The organism is Cytobacillus sp. NJ13 (assembly GCA_030348385.1).
In the GTDB taxonomy this organism is placed as follows: domain Bacteria; phylum Bacillota; class Bacilli; order Bacillales; family Cytobacillaceae; genus Cytobacillus.
Map to the genome: position 1 here is coordinate 2,489,974 of JAUCFP010000006.1, position 16,414 is coordinate 2,506,387.

Consider the following 16,414-nt stretch of genomic DNA (forward strand, 5'->3'; position numbering starts at 1 on the left):
AATCTAGGTTTGGCTTTTTCAAACAAAAAGTCTTCTTGTGTTTCATCCAATTTTGGTAGTATGATAGCGTTATTCTGAGATTGAAGTTGGGGAAACAGCATGAAAATAAAAGATTGGGATAAGAATTTAAAAGTAAGGTTATTTGGGGAAGCGCTTATGAATATTACATTCTGGATGTTCTTCCCGTTTTTAACGATTTATTTCGCGGATGAATTCGGAAAAGACAAGGCTGGTTTATTGCTCATTTTTTCTCAGGTATTCTCCGTACTTGCCAACTTAATGGGCGGTTATACAGCTGACCGCTTTGGCCGCAAGAAAATGATGGTTCTCTCTGCATTCGGACAGGGACTTTCATTTATCATTTTTGGATTTGCCAGTTCACCCTGGCTGGTTTCTCCTGTGCTTGGTTTTATCTGCTTTGCTTTTGTGGGAATTTTCGGTTCCTTTTATTGGCCGGCAAGCCAGGCCATGGTTGCCGATGTGGTGGAGGAAAAAGACAGAAGCCAGGTATTTGCTATTTTTTACACTTCAATTAATATCGCGGTTGTGGTGGGTCCCATTTTAGGAGCCATTTTCTATGTCCATTACCGTTTTCAGCTTCTTATGGCCGCCGGCATTATCTGTATTCTGTTATCTTTCATCCTTTTCCGCTGGACAAGGGAAACATTGCCAATACAAATACATGCAGCAAGCGGAAATAGTAAATGGCATACAGTTTTATTAAAGCAAACGAAAGATTATGGCATTATTTTCAGGGACAAAACCTTTCTCCTGTTTATCATCGCAGGGGTTCTGGCTGCACAGACTTTTATGCAGCTTGATCTATTAATACCTGTCTATACAAATGAAGCAGTTCATAATCAGGCACTGCTTAAATGGAAGGACTGGTCCTTTTCTGTTCAGGGAGAACAGGCTTTTGGCATTCTGCTGTCTGAGAACGGCTTCCTTGTTGCCTTATTTACCGTAGCTGTAACCAAAATGATGTTAAAGTACAAAGAAAGAAATGTCTTTATCTTATCATCTCTTACTTATGCAGCAGCCATCATCATGTTGGGGCAAACCCAATGGATATGGGGATTAATCCTGGCTATGGCCGTTTTCACTATGGCTGAATTAATGACAGCCGGCCTTCAGCAGAGCTATGTTTCAAAAATTGCTCCAGATCATATGCGGGGACAGTACTTTGCCGCTGCCTCCCTTCGATTTACAATCGGGAAAACCATTGCACCTATCTCCATTCCGCTTACAGTCTGGATCGGATATGACTGGACATTCTTTATTCTGGCGCTGCTGGCTGTTGTAAGTGCATTTTTGTATTGGCTGATGTTTTCTTTGCCTGAAAGAAATAATGCCTTCCATGCCAAAAAGGAATCTGTATAAGGTTCCTTTTTAATTTTGTCTCCGTCCATAGATGTAGCCCCAAGGTTCTCGAGGACGATTTTCAGCTCAATAGGTTTCTTTTTGCGAACAGAACAGCTACAATGAAAATGAAGATTCTGACAAAGGAGAATACATAATGAGTCAATTTCAAACGAATTTAGAGAAATACGCGGAGCTTGCCGTAAAGGTCGGCGTAAATGTACAAAAAGGACAGACGCTTGTTATTAATACAACCCTTGATGCAGCTGAACTGGTTCGTAAAATTGTTAAAAAGGCCTATGAAGCAGGAGCTCATAACGTAGTTGTGAACTGGAGCGATGATGCGGTCACACGCACAAAGTACGATTTAGCACCGGATGAGTCTTTCTCCGAATACCCGGAATGGCGTGCGAAGGAAGTCGAAGATTTAGCTGAAAAGGGTGCGGCATTCATGTCAATCGTTTCAGCAAGCCCTGATTTGCTGAAAGGCGTGAAATCAGAACGAATCTCAAGCTTCCAGAAAGCTGCCGGAATGGCGCTTGCAAAATACCGCAAATTCATCCAGTCCGATAAAGTAAGCTGGACAGTCATTGCAGCTCCATCTCAAGCCTGGGCAAACATGGTATTCCCTGACGCACCGGAAGAATCCCGTGAGGAAATGCTTTGGGAAGCTATTTTCAAAGCAACTCGCGCCGATTTGGATAACCCGGTTGAAGCCTGGAAAAAGCATGATGAAACACTCCATGAAAAAGTGGATTACTTGAACAGCAAGCGATATCAGAAGCTTCATTATAAAGCTCCAGGTACGGACCTGACAATCGAGCTTCCAAAAGGCCACTTATGGGTCGGGGCAGGCAGCGTTAATGAACAGGGACATGAATTCATGGCTAACATGCCAACTGAAGAAGTATTTACGGTACCTTACAAGACAGGAGTCAACGGCACGGTTTCCAGCACAAAGCCTTTAAGCTATGGCGGAAATATCATCGATAAATTCAGCCTGACCTTTGAAAACGGCCGCATTAACGATGTGAAAGCAGAAGAAGGAGAAGAGATTCTTAAGCAGCTTGTTGAGACAGATGAAGGCTCCCACTACCTTGGTGAAGTGGCCCTGGTTCCTTTCAACTCGCCAATTTCGCAGTCCAATCTGCTTTTCTATAATACTTTATTTGATGAAAATGCTTCAAACCACCTTGCCATTGGCAGTGCGTATGCATTCTGCATTGAAGGCGGCAAGAAAATGTCCAGTGAAGAACTGGCTGAAAACGGGCTGAACGAAAGTTTAACACATGTTGACTTCATGATTGGTTCCGCAGAAATGGATATCGACGGAATCACTGAAGACGGCAAGGCTGAACCAGTATTCAGGAAAGGTGATTGGGCATTTTAAAGCGGAAGCGCCTTGCCCACCCCCGACAAGCACAAGACGAGCCTCCCGGAAAGGCGTCCTTTGCCTTTTGGGTGGCTTGGCTTGTGACCTCGAGGGGGTAGGCGCTGGAGCTAGACAGTTCTCGAAGTCCAAAGTTTAATGTTTTCTTATTTTACAAAAAAAATCATGCGGTCATTGTACCGCATGATTTTTTGTTTTCATCAATACTATTTCACTAACGTTTCCTTCTAAATCAGAAATGAATTCGATGGAATATTTATCTGCCAGGTAGGTGGAAATGGTTTCACCTGAGAGCATCTTTTCCATTACCTGCGCAGGAGTGCCAAACATAGCAGTAATCTCGTCAATTGAAGTTCTCACCCGCTGTCCAGGAATAGAAATAGCCGTTACATTGCCGGTTTCCCGTTCAAAATAATAGGTAATTTCAGGGTACATGACAAAAGGGCTGCCATTTTCAAACCCTTCCTTTATATAATTTGGATCTGACTTCTTAATTTCAGATATGTTTGTGCCAATTGGATAAGGACTTCCGAGCGGGATTCCCTGTTTTGCTTTTTCAATGGCATCCACGCTGAGTGCCAGGTTTTTGAAAGGATAGTAAAGGGCTTCCTCATTTAACCACAGATTCATCCAGTCGATATCAGAATGATCTTCTTTGTGCAGCTCTATTCGGTCATGCAGGCTCATCGAAAGGGTTTCCTCATTAAATTGCCATGTTGAAATAACCCATCTATCATTCTTATTTTGGGCAGTTTGTAGATACTTCTGATTAATATTTTTTATTTTCGCTTTGGAGGAAGTGGTCATTTCTTTATCTGTACTGATTTTCAGCACTTCTCCATCTTTAATCGCCAATAGCTGACCCTTAACCGCATTTTCCCCCTTGGACTGAAAGATCGAGATGATGGTTTTGTTCCTCATTTTTTGAGTGTATACCTGCTCCTTTGAAGGGTTGAATGACATTTCTGCCCTGTTATTCAAAGTCTCTTGTCTGTAAGCCTCTTTCGAACCTTTTTCAGCCAGATAAACTGAATAATGTCCTGTAAAATAAGAATCGCCTTTCTTTCCTTTCGCACTGTCTTCTTCCAGGATTGTTCTTCTTTCGTCTTCCGAATAAAGATAAACCGTGTATTTCATTTTTCCATCTGTTGCGTCCAACTGGAATAGTGACTTGCCTTCAAGCCAGACAGTATCTTTTTTCTCCTTCCCGTCCTCTTGTACAGCTGATGTATTTTGTTCTGCTTCCACTTTATCTTCTTTTTCAAATTTTATTTCTTCTGTATTTAAAGATGCATTTATTTCACTTGAGCAGCCTGCTATAACGGATGACAGCATGGCAATCATAATCATATTTATAAAGTTTTTCATTATATTCTCCCTAATGTTATAAAAACATTTCCATTTAAAGTCAAATATTACAATTACGTTTCCTTTAACTAATTAAGTGTAACAAATAGGGATCGTTTCTACAAACCTATCAATATGCTCATTTTTTTACAAAAACAAGGGTTTCCTCCCGTATCCTTTATATATGACTCTTCTCCTGCTTCAATCAAACGTTTGATTGATTCGCCACGTGCCCTATTTATCAGCGTTTTGGAGTTAAATACAAGAGGCTCCGGAATAGTCTCCGGAGCCTCTTGCTTAAATTTCTGCTGCTGCAGATGCTGATTTTTCGGTAATTAGACTTACAGTTACATAAGCCGCCAGTGACAAAGCAATAGGCAATACGACTGTATTCATGCCCAATGCATTTGGATAAAAAGTATGGAATAAAATATATGAGGCCGTTCCGGATATCATCGAGGCCACTGCACCATATCTATTTCCCTTATCCCAATAAAGGCCCAGCACAACAGGCCATATGAAGGCTGCTTCCAGTCCCCCAAAAGAAAAGAGATTCAGCCAGATCAGCAAATCGGGCGGACTGAGAGCCATGATGCAAACCAGAATCCCAAGCAGGGCCGTAACCGCAAAACTCAGTTTCTTGATGGCAGCTTCTTTGGCATCAGGCTTAATGTAATTAATATAGACATCTTTCACAATCGCCGAACTGACCAGAAGGAGCAGGGAATCCACTGTTGACATGATGGCAGCCATCGGTGCTGCCAGTACAATTCCCGCCAGCCAAGGAGGAAGCACTTCCATGGCAATCATCGGCATGACTTTATCCCCCACTTCAATCCCTGGAAGAATAGGCCGGGCAAAAACGCCAATTAAATGCATGCCAAGCATGATAAAGCCGACCACTATAGTTCCAATTATAATTGCCCTATGCATGGCTCTGGCATTTTTGTAGGACATGGCTCTCACCGCAACCTGAGGAAGGCCCACAACTCCAACTCCCACCAATATCCAGAATGAGGACACATATAAAGGAGTCAATCCGCCATCAAAACCAAACGGTGTAATCAGATTCGGGTTTTCTGAAGACAGGTCAGTGATAATATTCGGTATTCCCCCACCTGCCACAATAACAGCAATCAGAAGGATCAGGGTGCCGATGAACATGATTCCCCCTTGTACGGCATCCGTTACGGCAACAGCACGGAAGCCGCCGATCACCACGTAGACCATAACGGAAGCTGCAAAAATGAATAAAGCAGATAAATAACTTAATCCTGTCAGTGACTCAATTAATCTTGCTCCGCCAACCCATTGGGCAGCCATGGCAGAAAACAGGAAAATAATGATGCTGAGAGAGGATAGCCAGACGACCCATCTGCTGTTATATCTTTCTTTTAGAAAATCGATGAGCGTCACAGCATTATACTTTCTTGCTGTGATTGCAAACTTTTTCCCCAGAACCATGAGAACGAAATAACCAGTGACAACCTGTGACATCGCAAGCAGCACCCAGCCAAGCCCCTGTGTGTATGCAACGCCCGGCCCTCCAATGAAACTGCTGGCACTTCCGTAGGTTGCAATCATGGTCATAGCCAGAATAAAACCGCCCAGCTGCCTTCCTCCAAGAAAGTAATCCTGCAGGAACGAACTGCCGGTATCAATCTTTCTGCTGGACCATAAGCCGACGAGAAAAATAATGATTAAAAAAATGAGAAGAGGAGCAATAACCTGCCAGTTCATTCGGATTCTCCCCCATCTTCATTTTCTTCGAAAGGAACTTCTTTAAACAGAAATATAACAGCTGCTGTTACCAGAATCACCATTACAGCAAACCCTGCCACGCAGCTCCAGAAAAACCAGGCAGGCAATCCCATAATATATGTATACTCACCAGCAGGCCCAGACCCCATCCCATAGGCAAACCCATACCACCAAAGAAAATTGAAGAGTACGAGACCCATGCCAATCCATGCCTCTCTCTCTGCAATTTTAAAGCGCGGATCTTTTTTATGTATGCCTTTCTTCATTTTGTCCCCCTTCAGAGCTTTATTATAGTAATGCTCTCGAAAATACAGAATATTCCCTAAACATAATCCCACTTATGCATATTTTCTCAACAAAAAAAGCAGATTGCTCTGCCTTTTTTGATATTATTTTAAAATCACACTTTAAGCAAGCTATGGTCTTAACGATTGTCAATTGTCTCCGGGTAAAGGTCATGGTTCATCAAACGGTAATCTGCCATTTTTTCATATTTCGTCCCCGGCTTTCCGTAGTTGCAATATGGATCGATGGAGATTCCGCCACGAGGCGTAAATTTGCCCCAAACCTCAATATAGCGTGGATCCATTAATTCAATAAGATCGTTCATAATGATGTTCATGCAGTCCTCATGGAAATCGCCATGATTTCTAAAGCTGAAAAGATATAGCTTTAATGACTTGCTCTCTACCATTTTCTGATCCGGAATATAGCTGATATAGATGGTCGCAAAATCCGGCTGTCCCGTTTTCGGGCAAAGACTCGTAAACTCAGGACAGTTAAACTTTACAAAATAATCGCGGTTTGGATGCTTATTGTCAAAAGCCTCCAGAATCTCAGGCGAGTATTCAAAAAGATAGCTTGTACCCTGATTTCCCAATAGTGTAATATCCGTTAATTCCTCATCTTTTCTTCCTGACATAAAAAAAGCCTCCCTTTATATGATCCCGCTGATCCTAAGGAGAGGTCCAAAAAGTACAGCTTGAAAAAATAAAAACCATATCCTCTTATGGATATGGTTGATTATTTTAATCAAAGCCATAGTTTTTTATAGAGGGTGAAGCTATGAACCTCTCCCGCTCACACGGGAATATTCGAAATATAATTGTCATTGTTACTATAGAGAAAAAGCCTGTTTCTGTCAATAGGTGCTTCCTTATCTGGTCTTCATTTATTCTTCATAGTATAATTACGATAGTTTTCAAAGAAAGGTGACATGTTATGTGGAATGAGTTTAAAAAATTCGCCCTAAAGGGAAATGTCCTTGACTTGGCTGTAGGGGTTGTTATCGGAGCTGCCTTCGGAAAGATTGTATCTTCTCTTGTTGATGATATTATCATGCCGCTTGTCGGATTGCTGATGGGAGGAGTTGACTTTACAGACCTGATGGTAAAAGTCGGCGGAGCAAAGATCAAATACGGTTTATTCATACAAAATGTGGTTGATTTCTTCATCGTGGCATTCTCGATTTTCATCTTTATCAGGATTATCAACAATCGTTTCAAAAAGAAAGAAGAAGCAGCGCCTGCACCAGCTGTGGATAAAAATGTTGAGCTTTTAACTGAAATAAGAGACCTTTTAAAAACTAAATAAATGATGAAACTTAATCAATAGTTCTGACGTATATACATATACAAATTATTTTAGAGGAGAAATGAAAAAATGTATGTACAGCATACCGCAAATAACAGTTATTTGCCTTCTGTTTTACGGGCGTTTGCCTTATCATTGGGGATTGCTTTTATCGGAACGATGGCGGGTGTTTTCATCCCTCCAGCCCTGTTTTTGCCGCTTATGATTCTTGAACTCGGAATGCTGCTTTTCGCTTTCTTCCTTCGCCGCAAAAAGGCCATTGGTTATCCATTCCTATTTGTATTTACATTTATTTCAGGGATGACGACTTATCCGATTGTTGCCCATTACCTGGCTGCCATTGGCCCGAACCCCGTACTGGTTGCACTTGCAGCGACAACGGTTGTATTCACAGGTTTGGCAGTTTACGCTACGACAACAAAGCGGAATTTATCTTTCCTTGGCGGCATGCTGATGGCCGCATTGCTTGCCCTTATTGCGATCTCTATTTTCAGCATCTTTTGGCCGCTAAGCTCTAACGCTATGCTGGCATTCTCCTTCATCGGAGTGCTGGTGTTCAGCGGATATGTGCTATTCGATTTCAACCGAATGAAGCATTATGGAGTGTCACCGGAAGAAGTTCCTTTGATGGCTCTTAACCTATACCTTGATTTTATCAACCTGTTCATCAACATTCTTCGCATTTTTGGAATTTTGGGGAGCAGGGACTAAACAGGAGTGCGATCTCCTGTTTTTTTTGTGCAAGCCGCATTTCTTTATTCCTTTATAAAGATTAGGTATGATCAGAAGAAAATCCGAGAGGCGGGAGAAAAATGAATTATATTTTAGAAACCCAAAATCCTGATAAAAATTATACGCTTGAACAGGTTATTAATGGCCAATACACAATGGCTGTTTTCGTCCGCCATCTTGGCTGACCGGTCTGCAGAGAATATCTTGCGCAGTTGCGCGAGCGCGTAAATGAATTGGAATCCAGAGGTTTTCAAGTCATTGTCATTGCTCCTTCTAAAGGAACCTTCATCAATCAATTCCTTGAGCAATTCGGCCCGTTCCCTTTCCCGATCCTTGGCGATCCTTCCCGGGAAGCTTATAGAGGAATGGGACATAACACGATGCCAAAGTGGAAGCTTCTTTCAAAAGCAGCTTTTGGATTTATTACTGGCAAGGTTAAAGGGTTTATCCCTGATAATGAAAAACAGAAGGAGTTTGTCATGAAGTCCATGAAAACTCAGGATGTCTACATTCAGGGCGGGACATGGCTTTTCTCACCGCAGGGAAAAATTTTATGGAATCATATTGATGAATCACCTGAAGATCACGCAAAGATTGATGATGTTTTAAAGAAAATGGACGAAGTTAAAGCTTAAAAGGCAGTCAATTACTTGGCTGCCTTTCCTTTTGTAATCTCCCATATGTCACGCAATACTGGCATCTCTGCCATTTGCTCCTCGGTTACTAGGTCCCATTGAATGCCTTCAGGCTTTGGATATGGCGTATTTGTTCTGATCAGTTCCTTTTCGGTTGCAATCCAGTCGACAGTCAAATCATATGGGTCCCTCGGGATATCTGCCTCTGTAACCTGGGCGCTGTTCACTGTTCCAATTACAGGGATTTCGGGATTTCCGAGTTCTCTGATTATCGCATATTCACGGTCAGCATAGCCCTCCCCTTTTCCGACACGCCGGCCATCCCGGTGAAGACCTACTGATCCGGCAAAAAACAAATCAATTTTCGGCAATTCTGTAAGAGGAACTTCTTTACCATATGAGTGGATATGCTTAAGACTCGCTGCTTTTCGCTCCTCCCCGGCAGGCACCCATTCCGGCTTTACCATAATAAACCCTGCTTTAAGCCTTGGAGTTGGAACCAGCAATGTCTTTCCATCTTTTAAAATTTGTGTACGGACCGGCAGCTGCGGAGAATCAGGATTTACCTTAATTACCTTAGCCTTTTTATACTCAGGCATAGTAAAAACAAATGCTGCCGCTTTTTCAGCTCCTTTGAAATTGGGGATTCTATTTTTTAAAGGAAACGGAAAGCGGCCAAGCTTGTTCTCCTCAAGAAAATTCCATATGTACTCACGGATTTCTTTCTTCGTATTCATTTCGTTTCACTTCCTTTCTTTTATTTTATCCATAAGGGATAAAACTGAATAGAAAAAGAACTTCACTTTTTTTAAGAAATAGGTTTTAAGACAAGTTCTCGTGGTAAACAAATAATGCAAGGCCAATAACAAAACAGAAGGGACTGGTTGACGATGAAAAGCGTAACAGCGACTTCAAGGTTCGTCATTGGCATTGCAAGAAACCAGGGAGGATTTGCAGAGCGTTCGAAAGGCACTCTCGTCTATAACCGATATATTTAAAATCGGTTCGGCCCTATGCAAATCATAATCCTCAGGTTGTCCGTCATCGGACTTAAAAAAGGTGCAGACCAATCGGTTTGCATCTTTTTTAATGCCTCATAAATCCCCTTCTCATTCCCTCTTCTTTTTTCACTATCTGCAAAAAAAATCCTGATCATTGTTTAGACATGTATTTTTATCACCATAATGGCAAATAAAAGGAGGTTTCTAGATAAATGTCTGAACATGAACAAAAACAAGAATCAACCATGTCCCGGAGGAGATTCATCCGCAATTCCGGATTAGTTGCCGGCGGTTTGGTAGGAGGCGGCATTCTTGGAGGCTTAATTGGTGCAAACATGAATAAAGACGGTACAGCAACGGAAGAGAATACCCATACAAACGGGCATGATCAGGTTGCCTATCAGCAGTCACCTTTATATTTCACAAACCCTGAAATTTTCGGAATTCTGCAGGCGGCCGTTGAGAGAATTTATCCAAAGGATGAAAATGGCCCTGGCGCTAATGATTTGGATGTTCCATTTTTTATTGACCACCAGCTTGCGGGCTCATGGGGAAACAATACAAGGGAATATATGCAGGGCCCATTCTTCCCAGGCTCAAACTTTCAGGGTTACCAATCCCCTTTAAAACGGCATGAAGTCTTTGATGTCGGCCTTGTTGCCCTGCAGACCTACAGCAATGATAAGTTCAATAAGCCTTTCGCTGAACTGGAGGGTGAACAGCAGGATGAAATTCTTACAGCCTTTGAAGAAGACAAAGTAAAGCTCCGGGGTGTTACTTCCAGGACATTTTTTAATATTCTCCGGGCAGCAACCATTGAAGGCGTCTATGCAGATCCTGCCTATGCCGGAAACAAGAATATGGAAGGCTGGAAAATGAAAGACTTTCCTGGCCATCAGATGAGCTATATCAATCAAATTGAGTCTGAAAAATTTGTTGAAATTAAACCGAACAGTCTCCATTCATATACGAAATAGTACTATCTCTTAAGGAAGTGGTTAAAATGGCTAAAACATTGCCAAAAACAGATGCAGTCGTTGTAGGAGTCGGATGGGCAGGCGGGATCATTGCGGCTGAACTTGGGAAACAGGGGTTAAAAGTAGTTGGCCTGGAACGGGGGAAAGAGCGTGGAGTCAAGGACTACTATGTTGTCCATGATGAACTTCGCTATGGAATCCGCTATGAATTAATGCAGGATCTTTCAAAAGAAACGATCACGTTCCGCAACCATGGGAAGGAAAGATCTCTTCCTATGCGTCAGCTTGGCTCCTTTTTGCTTGGTGAAGGCTTGGGAGGGTCCGGTGTCCACTGGAATGGGCATACTTTCCGCTTTTTGCCTTATGACTTTGAAATTAAATCACAGACAGTTAAAAAATATGGAGAAGCAAAGATTAAGGGTCTTCAAGTTCAGGATTGGGGCATTACATACGATGAATTGGAGCCTTATTTCTATGAATTTGAGAAAGCGGCAGGAATTGGCGGTGAAGAAGGTGAGCTGGGGCCAAAGAGAGCGAATCCGTTTCCAAATCCTCCAATGAAGGAAACACCCATTACAACGAGATTTAAAGAGGCCGCGAAATCATTGGGTATGAAACCTTACCATATGCCATCCGGCAATATGAGCCAGGCTTATGAAAACCAATATGGCGCCAAGCTGGCTCCTTGTCAGTACTGTGCATTCTGTGAACGTTTTGGCTGTGAATATGGAGCCAAGGCAGATCCGACCGTTGCCGTCATTCCCTTTGCCAAAGAAACTGGCAATGTGGATATCCGCAACTTTGCAAATGTAACAGAAATTATTCACGACGGCAAAAAAGCAACAGGAGTACGCTATGTGGATGTGCAAACGAAGGAAGAATTCATCCAGCCGGCAGAAATGGTTATCCTGACAAGCTATGTCATGAATAATACACGCCTGCTGCTGACATCCAAACTGGGACGGCCATACAATCCTGATACAGGATCAGGGGTTATCGGAAAGAATTATTGCTACCAGATCCTTCCCGGATCAGCTGGATTTTTTGATGAAGAACAATTTAATACATTCATGGGTGCCGGTGCTCTTGGTGCAACAGTGGATGATTACAATGGAGACAATTTTGACCACTCTGATCTTGGCTTTATCCATGGCGGCTCCATTTCCCTCAACCAATCAGGATATCGCCCGATTCAATATAATATGGTTCCGACTGATACACCGAAATGGGGAAGCAAGTTCAAGGAGAATTCCATTAAGTATTTCACAAGGGCTTTAAGCATTGGGACACAGGGAGCTTCCATGCCTGTACAGCACAATTATATGGACCTGGACCCTTCTTATAAAGATGCCTACGGACTTCCGCTGCTTCGTCTGACATATGATTTTACCGAGCAGGATAAGAATCTTTATAACTATATTGGAAAAATCACAGACAAAATCATGAAGGAGATGGGACCGGCAAAAATTAACGACCGGCAGCAGCTGGAGCACTATGACATCGTCCCTTATCAGACAACACACAATACCGGCGGAGTGATCATGGGGGCTGAGCCCGAAACATCAGCTGTAAATAACTATATGCAGATGTGGGATGCAGAAAATGTATTTGTCATTGGCGCATCCGCTTTCCCTCACAACGGAGGGTATAATCCGACAGGAACAGTTGGGGCACTCGCCTACCGTGCTGCTGAAGGAATCATCAAATACAGCAAAGAAGGCGGCCTTCTAGCATAAAGGATACCTATTAAAACTGACAAAAAAGGAGTGAACATCATGGGGCTTTCAAATATAGGAATTCCCGGATTGATTATTATCCTGGTTATTACCTTAATTATCTTCGGGCCTAAAAAGCTTCCTGAGATCGGGTCTGCCTTTGGAAGGACCTTATCAGAATTCAAGAAATCAGCCAGAGATATTATGAGTGACGATGATGAACCCGATTCAAAAACACGCTCAATTGAAACGGCTGATCGGAAGGATAAACCGCTTTAATAGGAGGGTTTAGAATGAAAACGGAAGAACAAACCCTTGTAGAGCATTTAACGGATCTGAGAAAAGTGCTGATTCGATCACTGCTTTTCTTTATAGCCAGTTTTGCCCTATGTCTGTTTTTCATCAACAGACTGATACCCATGCTCGCAAATGATCATGAGCTTGTCATGCTTGGACCGCTGGATGTGATTAAGCTGTATACGGGAATTGCAGGAAGCATAAGCCTTGGACTTGCGCTTCCTTTTATCTCCTATCAGATTTGGCTATTTGTAAAGCCGGCATTAACGGAAAAAGAAAGCAGAGTATCCTTAATGTTTTTTCCGGCCATTCTCTTCAGCTTTATCGGCGGTCTTTGTTTCGGCTTTTTTATTATATTCCCTGCTATTTATCAGTTTTTAATGCTATTGGGTGAATCACATTTTGCGATGATGATCACTGCCAGGGAGTATTTTTCTTTTCTGCTGATGTCTACCATTCCTTTTGGTTTTCTGTTTGAAGTGCCTTTGCTGTTATTGTTTCTGACAACGATCGGCATTGTCACCCCAGCTATGCTCAGCTCGATGCGAAAATACGCTTATTTGATTATGGCTGTCGTATCAGCTCTTATTACACCGCCTGATTTATTTTCACAGATTCTTGTCCTTGTGCCCCTTATCGGGCTATATGAAATTGGAGTTATTTTATCAAAATTAAAATTCAAGAAATCGAAAGCTGTTCAGGACTCTCCATCCAGCGAGATTTAAACAAGTTTAGGTTGGCCCCCAAAAGGATATTTAATAAGAAAACGTTCTTTGGGAGGTCTGTAAAAATGAATGAACAGGATCATGTAATCAAACAAGATGGTGAATTGGATACGAAAAATATCAAGAATGCAATGGACAAGATGTCGAATGAAAGAGCGGAAGATATTTTAAGCAGTTTCGATGAGTTTAAAAGCTATCTGGCTGAAAGAATTGAACTTGGCAAAAAGCTGGGATTAAATGAGGAACAGCTTGCGGTAACAGCGGAAAAAGTGGCTGGCTACCTGGCTGAAAATGTGGAGCCAAAAAACCGGGAAGAACAGCTTCTGAAAGAATTATGGAAAGCTGGCACTGATGAAGAAAGACATAAGCTGGCCCATATGCTTGTACGCCTGACAGAACAGGCCTAATAACAAAGCCGGAATTGTTGTGTATGGCAATTCCGGCTTTGTTACTTTTTTAGATCTCTATAAAGATTTATAAACTGGTTTGGCTCTGACTTTACTTGGTATGAGAATAGCCCCCGATTGGTATGAAGGTAGAGAAAACCAATTTCGCAATTGGAAGATCTGTATGACATATCCCAAACTTCATCAATGAGAAATTTATCCGTTGGCGAAAGGATGTGATCCTCAAATAAATGAAGATAAAGTTCCTTTTCAATGTATTGCTGCTGATTCCAGTCGATCTTCCGGCTGACTGTTATAAAAGGGTGGGAAGCAATGATCCGCACATGAACCTCCATATAAAAAATGATTTGCTTCCATTGAAACATAATGCGGAACCGGATTCAAATGTGGTACCTTACCCTATATATTCCTCCCGTAAAATCGCATAATAAGTCAGGTCTACCGGCCTGCCATCTTTCATCGCATGCTGACGCAAAATTCCTTCATGCTTCATTCCTGACTTCTCCATAATCCTCCATGATCCAGGATTGTCTGTAAACGCAAGGGCATAAATGCGGTTATGCTGCAGCTTTTCGAATCCATATTTAATAACTGCCCTGGCTGCCTCTGTACCATACCCTTTTCCCCAGAACGGCTTGCCGATCCAATAGCCGATTTCTGCTCTTCTGTTTGCATTAGTTCCTGTAATATTGATGAGTCCTATTAAGCTATTATCCTCTTTTTTCGTAATGGAGAAAATCGCAATTTTACCGTTTCTCTCTGCTTCCAGGATGCTTGCAATAAACTCCCTTGCTCCCCCTTCAGGATAGGGATGGGGAATATTTAGTGTTGTTTTGGCCACATCATAATCGCTTGCATATTCTTCTACCTTAGGTGCATCGTTAAGGGTAAGGCTGCGAAGAATTAGGCGGCTGGTTTCAAGGGGTTTCATCTCATTGTCTCCTTTTTTGTTTATCAGCAATATTTCTATTTTTCGAAAGAACATCCTTTATTTTTCCAGAAGATTTTTAGCTTTTCCAGCAGCTTATTATTTTTATCTAGGTACTTTTAATAAAATATTCTCACACAATTAAGAAAGCACACCACCTATTGCAGTAGTGTGCCATCACCTTTTAATTATTCAACCGTCACAGCCAGCTCCCTGATTAATAGAGATGGCGAACCAATGTAGCCTGTGGCCATGAACCCCATCGAAAATTCCAGATCTGAGCCGATGGCTTCAATATTATTTAATAGCTCATAGAAGTTTCCGGCAATCGTCATTTGGTTTACTGCATTTTGCATTTTTCCGTCTCTGACATAATAGCCGTTGGCCGCTATCGAGAAGTCCCCTGAAACGGTATTGGCACCGGAATGGAGGCCGGATAATTCGGTTATGATTATGCCCTCTGAGAGCGATGACACCAGCTCATCATAGCTTTGATCAGATGGAATGACATGAAGGTTTGTTGGAGCTACCGTTAAAGCGCCCTTATAAGAAGCTTTGTAGGCATTGCCCGTCGATTCTACACCATCTTTTTGAGCTGTTTTGCGGTTATGCATCAAGGTAACAAGCCTGCCGTCTTTCACAATATCTTTCCTGGCAGTGGCGACCCCTTCGCTGTCGAAATTAGAGCTGAGCAGACCTTCTTCTAAAAATGGATCATCTACTATATTCAATGACGCTGCAGCAATGATTTCACCTGTTTTGCCCTTTAAAGCCGATTGCCCTTTTTGAGTATTTTCCGCTGAGAAGATAGGAATGTATGTCTGCAGGAGGGCGCTGGCAGCATCATTTCTCAATAATACAGGATATTTCTTGCTTTCAGCACTTCTGGCATTAAGCTGTGACAATGCTTCTTCAACTGCATACTTGGCAATTTCCTCAGGATTCAAGATGGAAAAGTCTCTCGTAAACTTGGAGTATTCACCATTTTTCACTAGATCACCCTGCTTAACGATGACCGATACATAAATGCCGGCATGGTTTGTCTTTTCGCTGAGAATCAGGCCTTTGCTATTGAGAAGGACCCTTTCCGTTTCACCGCTGCTCAGCATGAAATAATCAGTCCCGGTTACCCGCTCATCATATGCATAGATTTGCTTTTCTATTTCCTTAAGCAAATTTATTTTTTCAGGGATCGTAACTTCAGCAAGACTACTTGAATAGTAGCTTCCTGCCTCATACTTTTTGCTGCCGGCAAAGATTTCTTCCTGTACTTCATCTTCAATAAATTGAGAGTTTTCCTTCACATTCTCGATCAGAAAAGACAGGGATTCCTCATCCATCTTCTCCGTAAAAGCATAGCCCATCCTGCCTTCGTAAAGGCCTCGGAAGGAGGTTCCGAACACTTCGGAGGTGTCGTAGGAGTCAATTTCCCCTTTGTAAAGCTCGCAGGAGAACTTTTCCTCTCTCTCATAATAAAGCTCCATATCTGTAAAACCATGCTGCCCGCCAAGATGAAATAGCTTTTCTTTAAATTCCTGCAGATTCAT

The 16,414-nt window shown here is 42.2% G+C and carries 17 protein-coding genes and 1 pseudogene; 10 read left to right on the top strand and 8 right to left on the bottom strand.

The window, feature by feature from the left end; genetic code table 11:
* Window positions 1-99: 99 nt before the first annotated feature.
* Window positions 100-1,380, top strand: a complete 1,281-nt coding sequence (locus QUF73_12210; protein ID MDM5226970.1) for an MFS transporter — start codon at window positions 100-102, stop codon at window positions 1,378-1,380.
* A 136-nt stretch (window positions 1,381-1,516) separates the two neighbouring features.
* Entirely contained in the window at window positions 1,517-2,749 is a 1,233-nt protein-coding gene (locus QUF73_12215) for an aminopeptidase (protein MDM5226971.1), read from the top strand.
* 171 nt (window positions 2,750-2,920) lie between these two features.
* Here the strand turns inward: QUF73_12215 and QUF73_12220 are convergent, their stop codons facing one another.
* From QUF73_12220 to queF, 4 genes are all read right to left on the bottom strand, one after another.
* Entirely contained in the window at window positions 2,921-4,117 is a 1,197-nt protein-coding gene (locus QUF73_12220) for a hypothetical protein (GenBank protein MDM5226972.1), read from the bottom strand.
* A gap of 276 nt (window positions 4,118-4,393) precedes the next feature.
* On the bottom strand, window positions 4,394-5,836 hold the full coding sequence (gene panF, locus QUF73_12225; GenBank protein MDM5226973.1) for a sodium/pantothenate symporter: 1,443 nt from the start codon (window positions 5,834-5,836) through the stop codon (window positions 4,394-4,396).
* Window positions 5,833-6,123, bottom strand: a complete 291-nt coding sequence (locus tag QUF73_12230; protein ID MDM5226974.1) for a YhdT family protein — start codon at window positions 6,121-6,123, stop codon at window positions 5,833-5,835. Before QUF73_12230 ends, panF begins: the two co-directional genes overlap by 4 nt.
* A gap of 158 nt (window positions 6,124-6,281) precedes the next feature.
* Window positions 6,282-6,779, bottom strand: coding sequence for a preQ(1) synthase (gene queF, locus QUF73_12235; protein MDM5226975.1), 498 nt, complete (start codon window positions 6,777-6,779; stop codon window positions 6,282-6,284).
* Between the two features lie 299 nt (window positions 6,780-7,078).
* On the opposite strand from queF, the gene mscL reads away from it, so the two are divergent.
* The 3 genes and pseudogenes from mscL (at window position 7,079) to QUF73_12250 (ending at window position 8,817) form a co-directional block, all read left to right on the top strand.
* The gene (gene mscL, locus QUF73_12240; GenBank protein ID MDM5226976.1) at window positions 7,079-7,450 is read left to right on the top strand and encodes a large conductance mechanosensitive channel protein MscL; all 372 of its coding nucleotides are present in this window, start codon (window positions 7,079-7,081) and stop codon (window positions 7,448-7,450) included.
* Window positions 7,451-7,519: 69 nt separating this feature from the next.
* Entirely contained in the window at window positions 7,520-8,161 is a 642-nt protein-coding gene (locus QUF73_12245) for a Bax inhibitor-1/YccA family protein (GenBank protein ID MDM5226977.1), read from the top strand.
* Window positions 8,162-8,379: 218 nt separating this feature from the next.
* Window positions 8,380-8,817 (top strand): annotated as a pseudogene (locus QUF73_12250) (peroxiredoxin-like family protein).
* A gap of 11 nt (window positions 8,818-8,828) precedes the next feature.
* Here the strand turns inward: QUF73_12250 and QUF73_12255 are convergent.
* The gene (locus QUF73_12255) at window positions 8,829-9,554 is read right to left on the bottom strand and encodes a 5-formyltetrahydrofolate cyclo-ligase (protein ID MDM5226978.1); all 726 of its coding nucleotides are present in this window, start codon (window positions 9,552-9,554) and stop codon (window positions 8,829-8,831) included.
* A gap of 476 nt (window positions 9,555-10,030) precedes the next feature.
* On the opposite strand from QUF73_12255, the gene QUF73_12260 reads away from it, so the two are divergent.
* The 5 genes from QUF73_12260 (at window position 10,031) to QUF73_12280 (ending at window position 13,939) form a co-directional block, all read left to right on the top strand.
* Window positions 10,031-10,795 (top strand): gluconate 2-dehydrogenase subunit 3 family protein, encoded by a 765-nt coding sequence (locus QUF73_12260; GenBank protein MDM5226979.1) that lies wholly within the window; start codon window positions 10,031-10,033, stop codon window positions 10,793-10,795.
* 26 nt (window positions 10,796-10,821) lie between these two features.
* Window positions 10,822-12,531, top strand: coding sequence for a GMC family oxidoreductase (locus QUF73_12265; protein MDM5226980.1), 1,710 nt, complete (start codon window positions 10,822-10,824; stop codon window positions 12,529-12,531).
* 39 nt (window positions 12,532-12,570) lie between these two features.
* Window positions 12,571-12,789 carry a twin-arginine translocase TatA/TatE family subunit gene (gene tatA, locus QUF73_12270; protein ID MDM5226981.1) on the top strand — a complete coding sequence of 73 codons (219 nt, stop codon included), beginning with the start codon at window positions 12,571-12,573 and terminating at the stop codon, window positions 12,787-12,789.
* Between the two features lie 14 nt (window positions 12,790-12,803).
* Window positions 12,804-13,532, top strand: a complete 729-nt coding sequence (gene tatC / locus QUF73_12275) for a twin-arginine translocase subunit TatC (protein MDM5226982.1) — start codon at window positions 12,804-12,806, stop codon at window positions 13,530-13,532.
* Window positions 13,533-13,597: 65 nt separating this feature from the next.
* On the top strand, window positions 13,598-13,939 hold the full coding sequence (locus tag QUF73_12280) for a DUF3243 domain-containing protein (protein MDM5226983.1): 342 nt from the start codon (window positions 13,598-13,600) through the stop codon (window positions 13,937-13,939).
* 41 nt (window positions 13,940-13,980) lie between these two features.
* Here the strand turns inward: QUF73_12280 and QUF73_12285 are convergent, their stop codons facing one another.
* From QUF73_12285 to QUF73_12295, 3 genes are all read right to left on the bottom strand, one after another.
* Window positions 13,981-14,262, bottom strand: coding sequence for a hypothetical protein (locus QUF73_12285; GenBank protein MDM5226984.1), 282 nt, complete (start codon window positions 14,260-14,262; stop codon window positions 13,981-13,983).
* A gap of 71 nt (window positions 14,263-14,333) precedes the next feature.
* On the bottom strand, window positions 14,334-14,870 hold the full coding sequence (locus tag QUF73_12290; GenBank protein ID MDM5226985.1) for a GNAT family protein: 537 nt from the start codon (window positions 14,868-14,870) through the stop codon (window positions 14,334-14,336).
* A gap of 185 nt (window positions 14,871-15,055) precedes the next feature.
* Complete coding sequence (locus QUF73_12295) at window positions 15,056-16,414, bottom strand: TldD/PmbA family protein (protein MDM5226986.1); 1,359 nt, start codon at window positions 16,412-16,414, stop codon at window positions 15,056-15,058.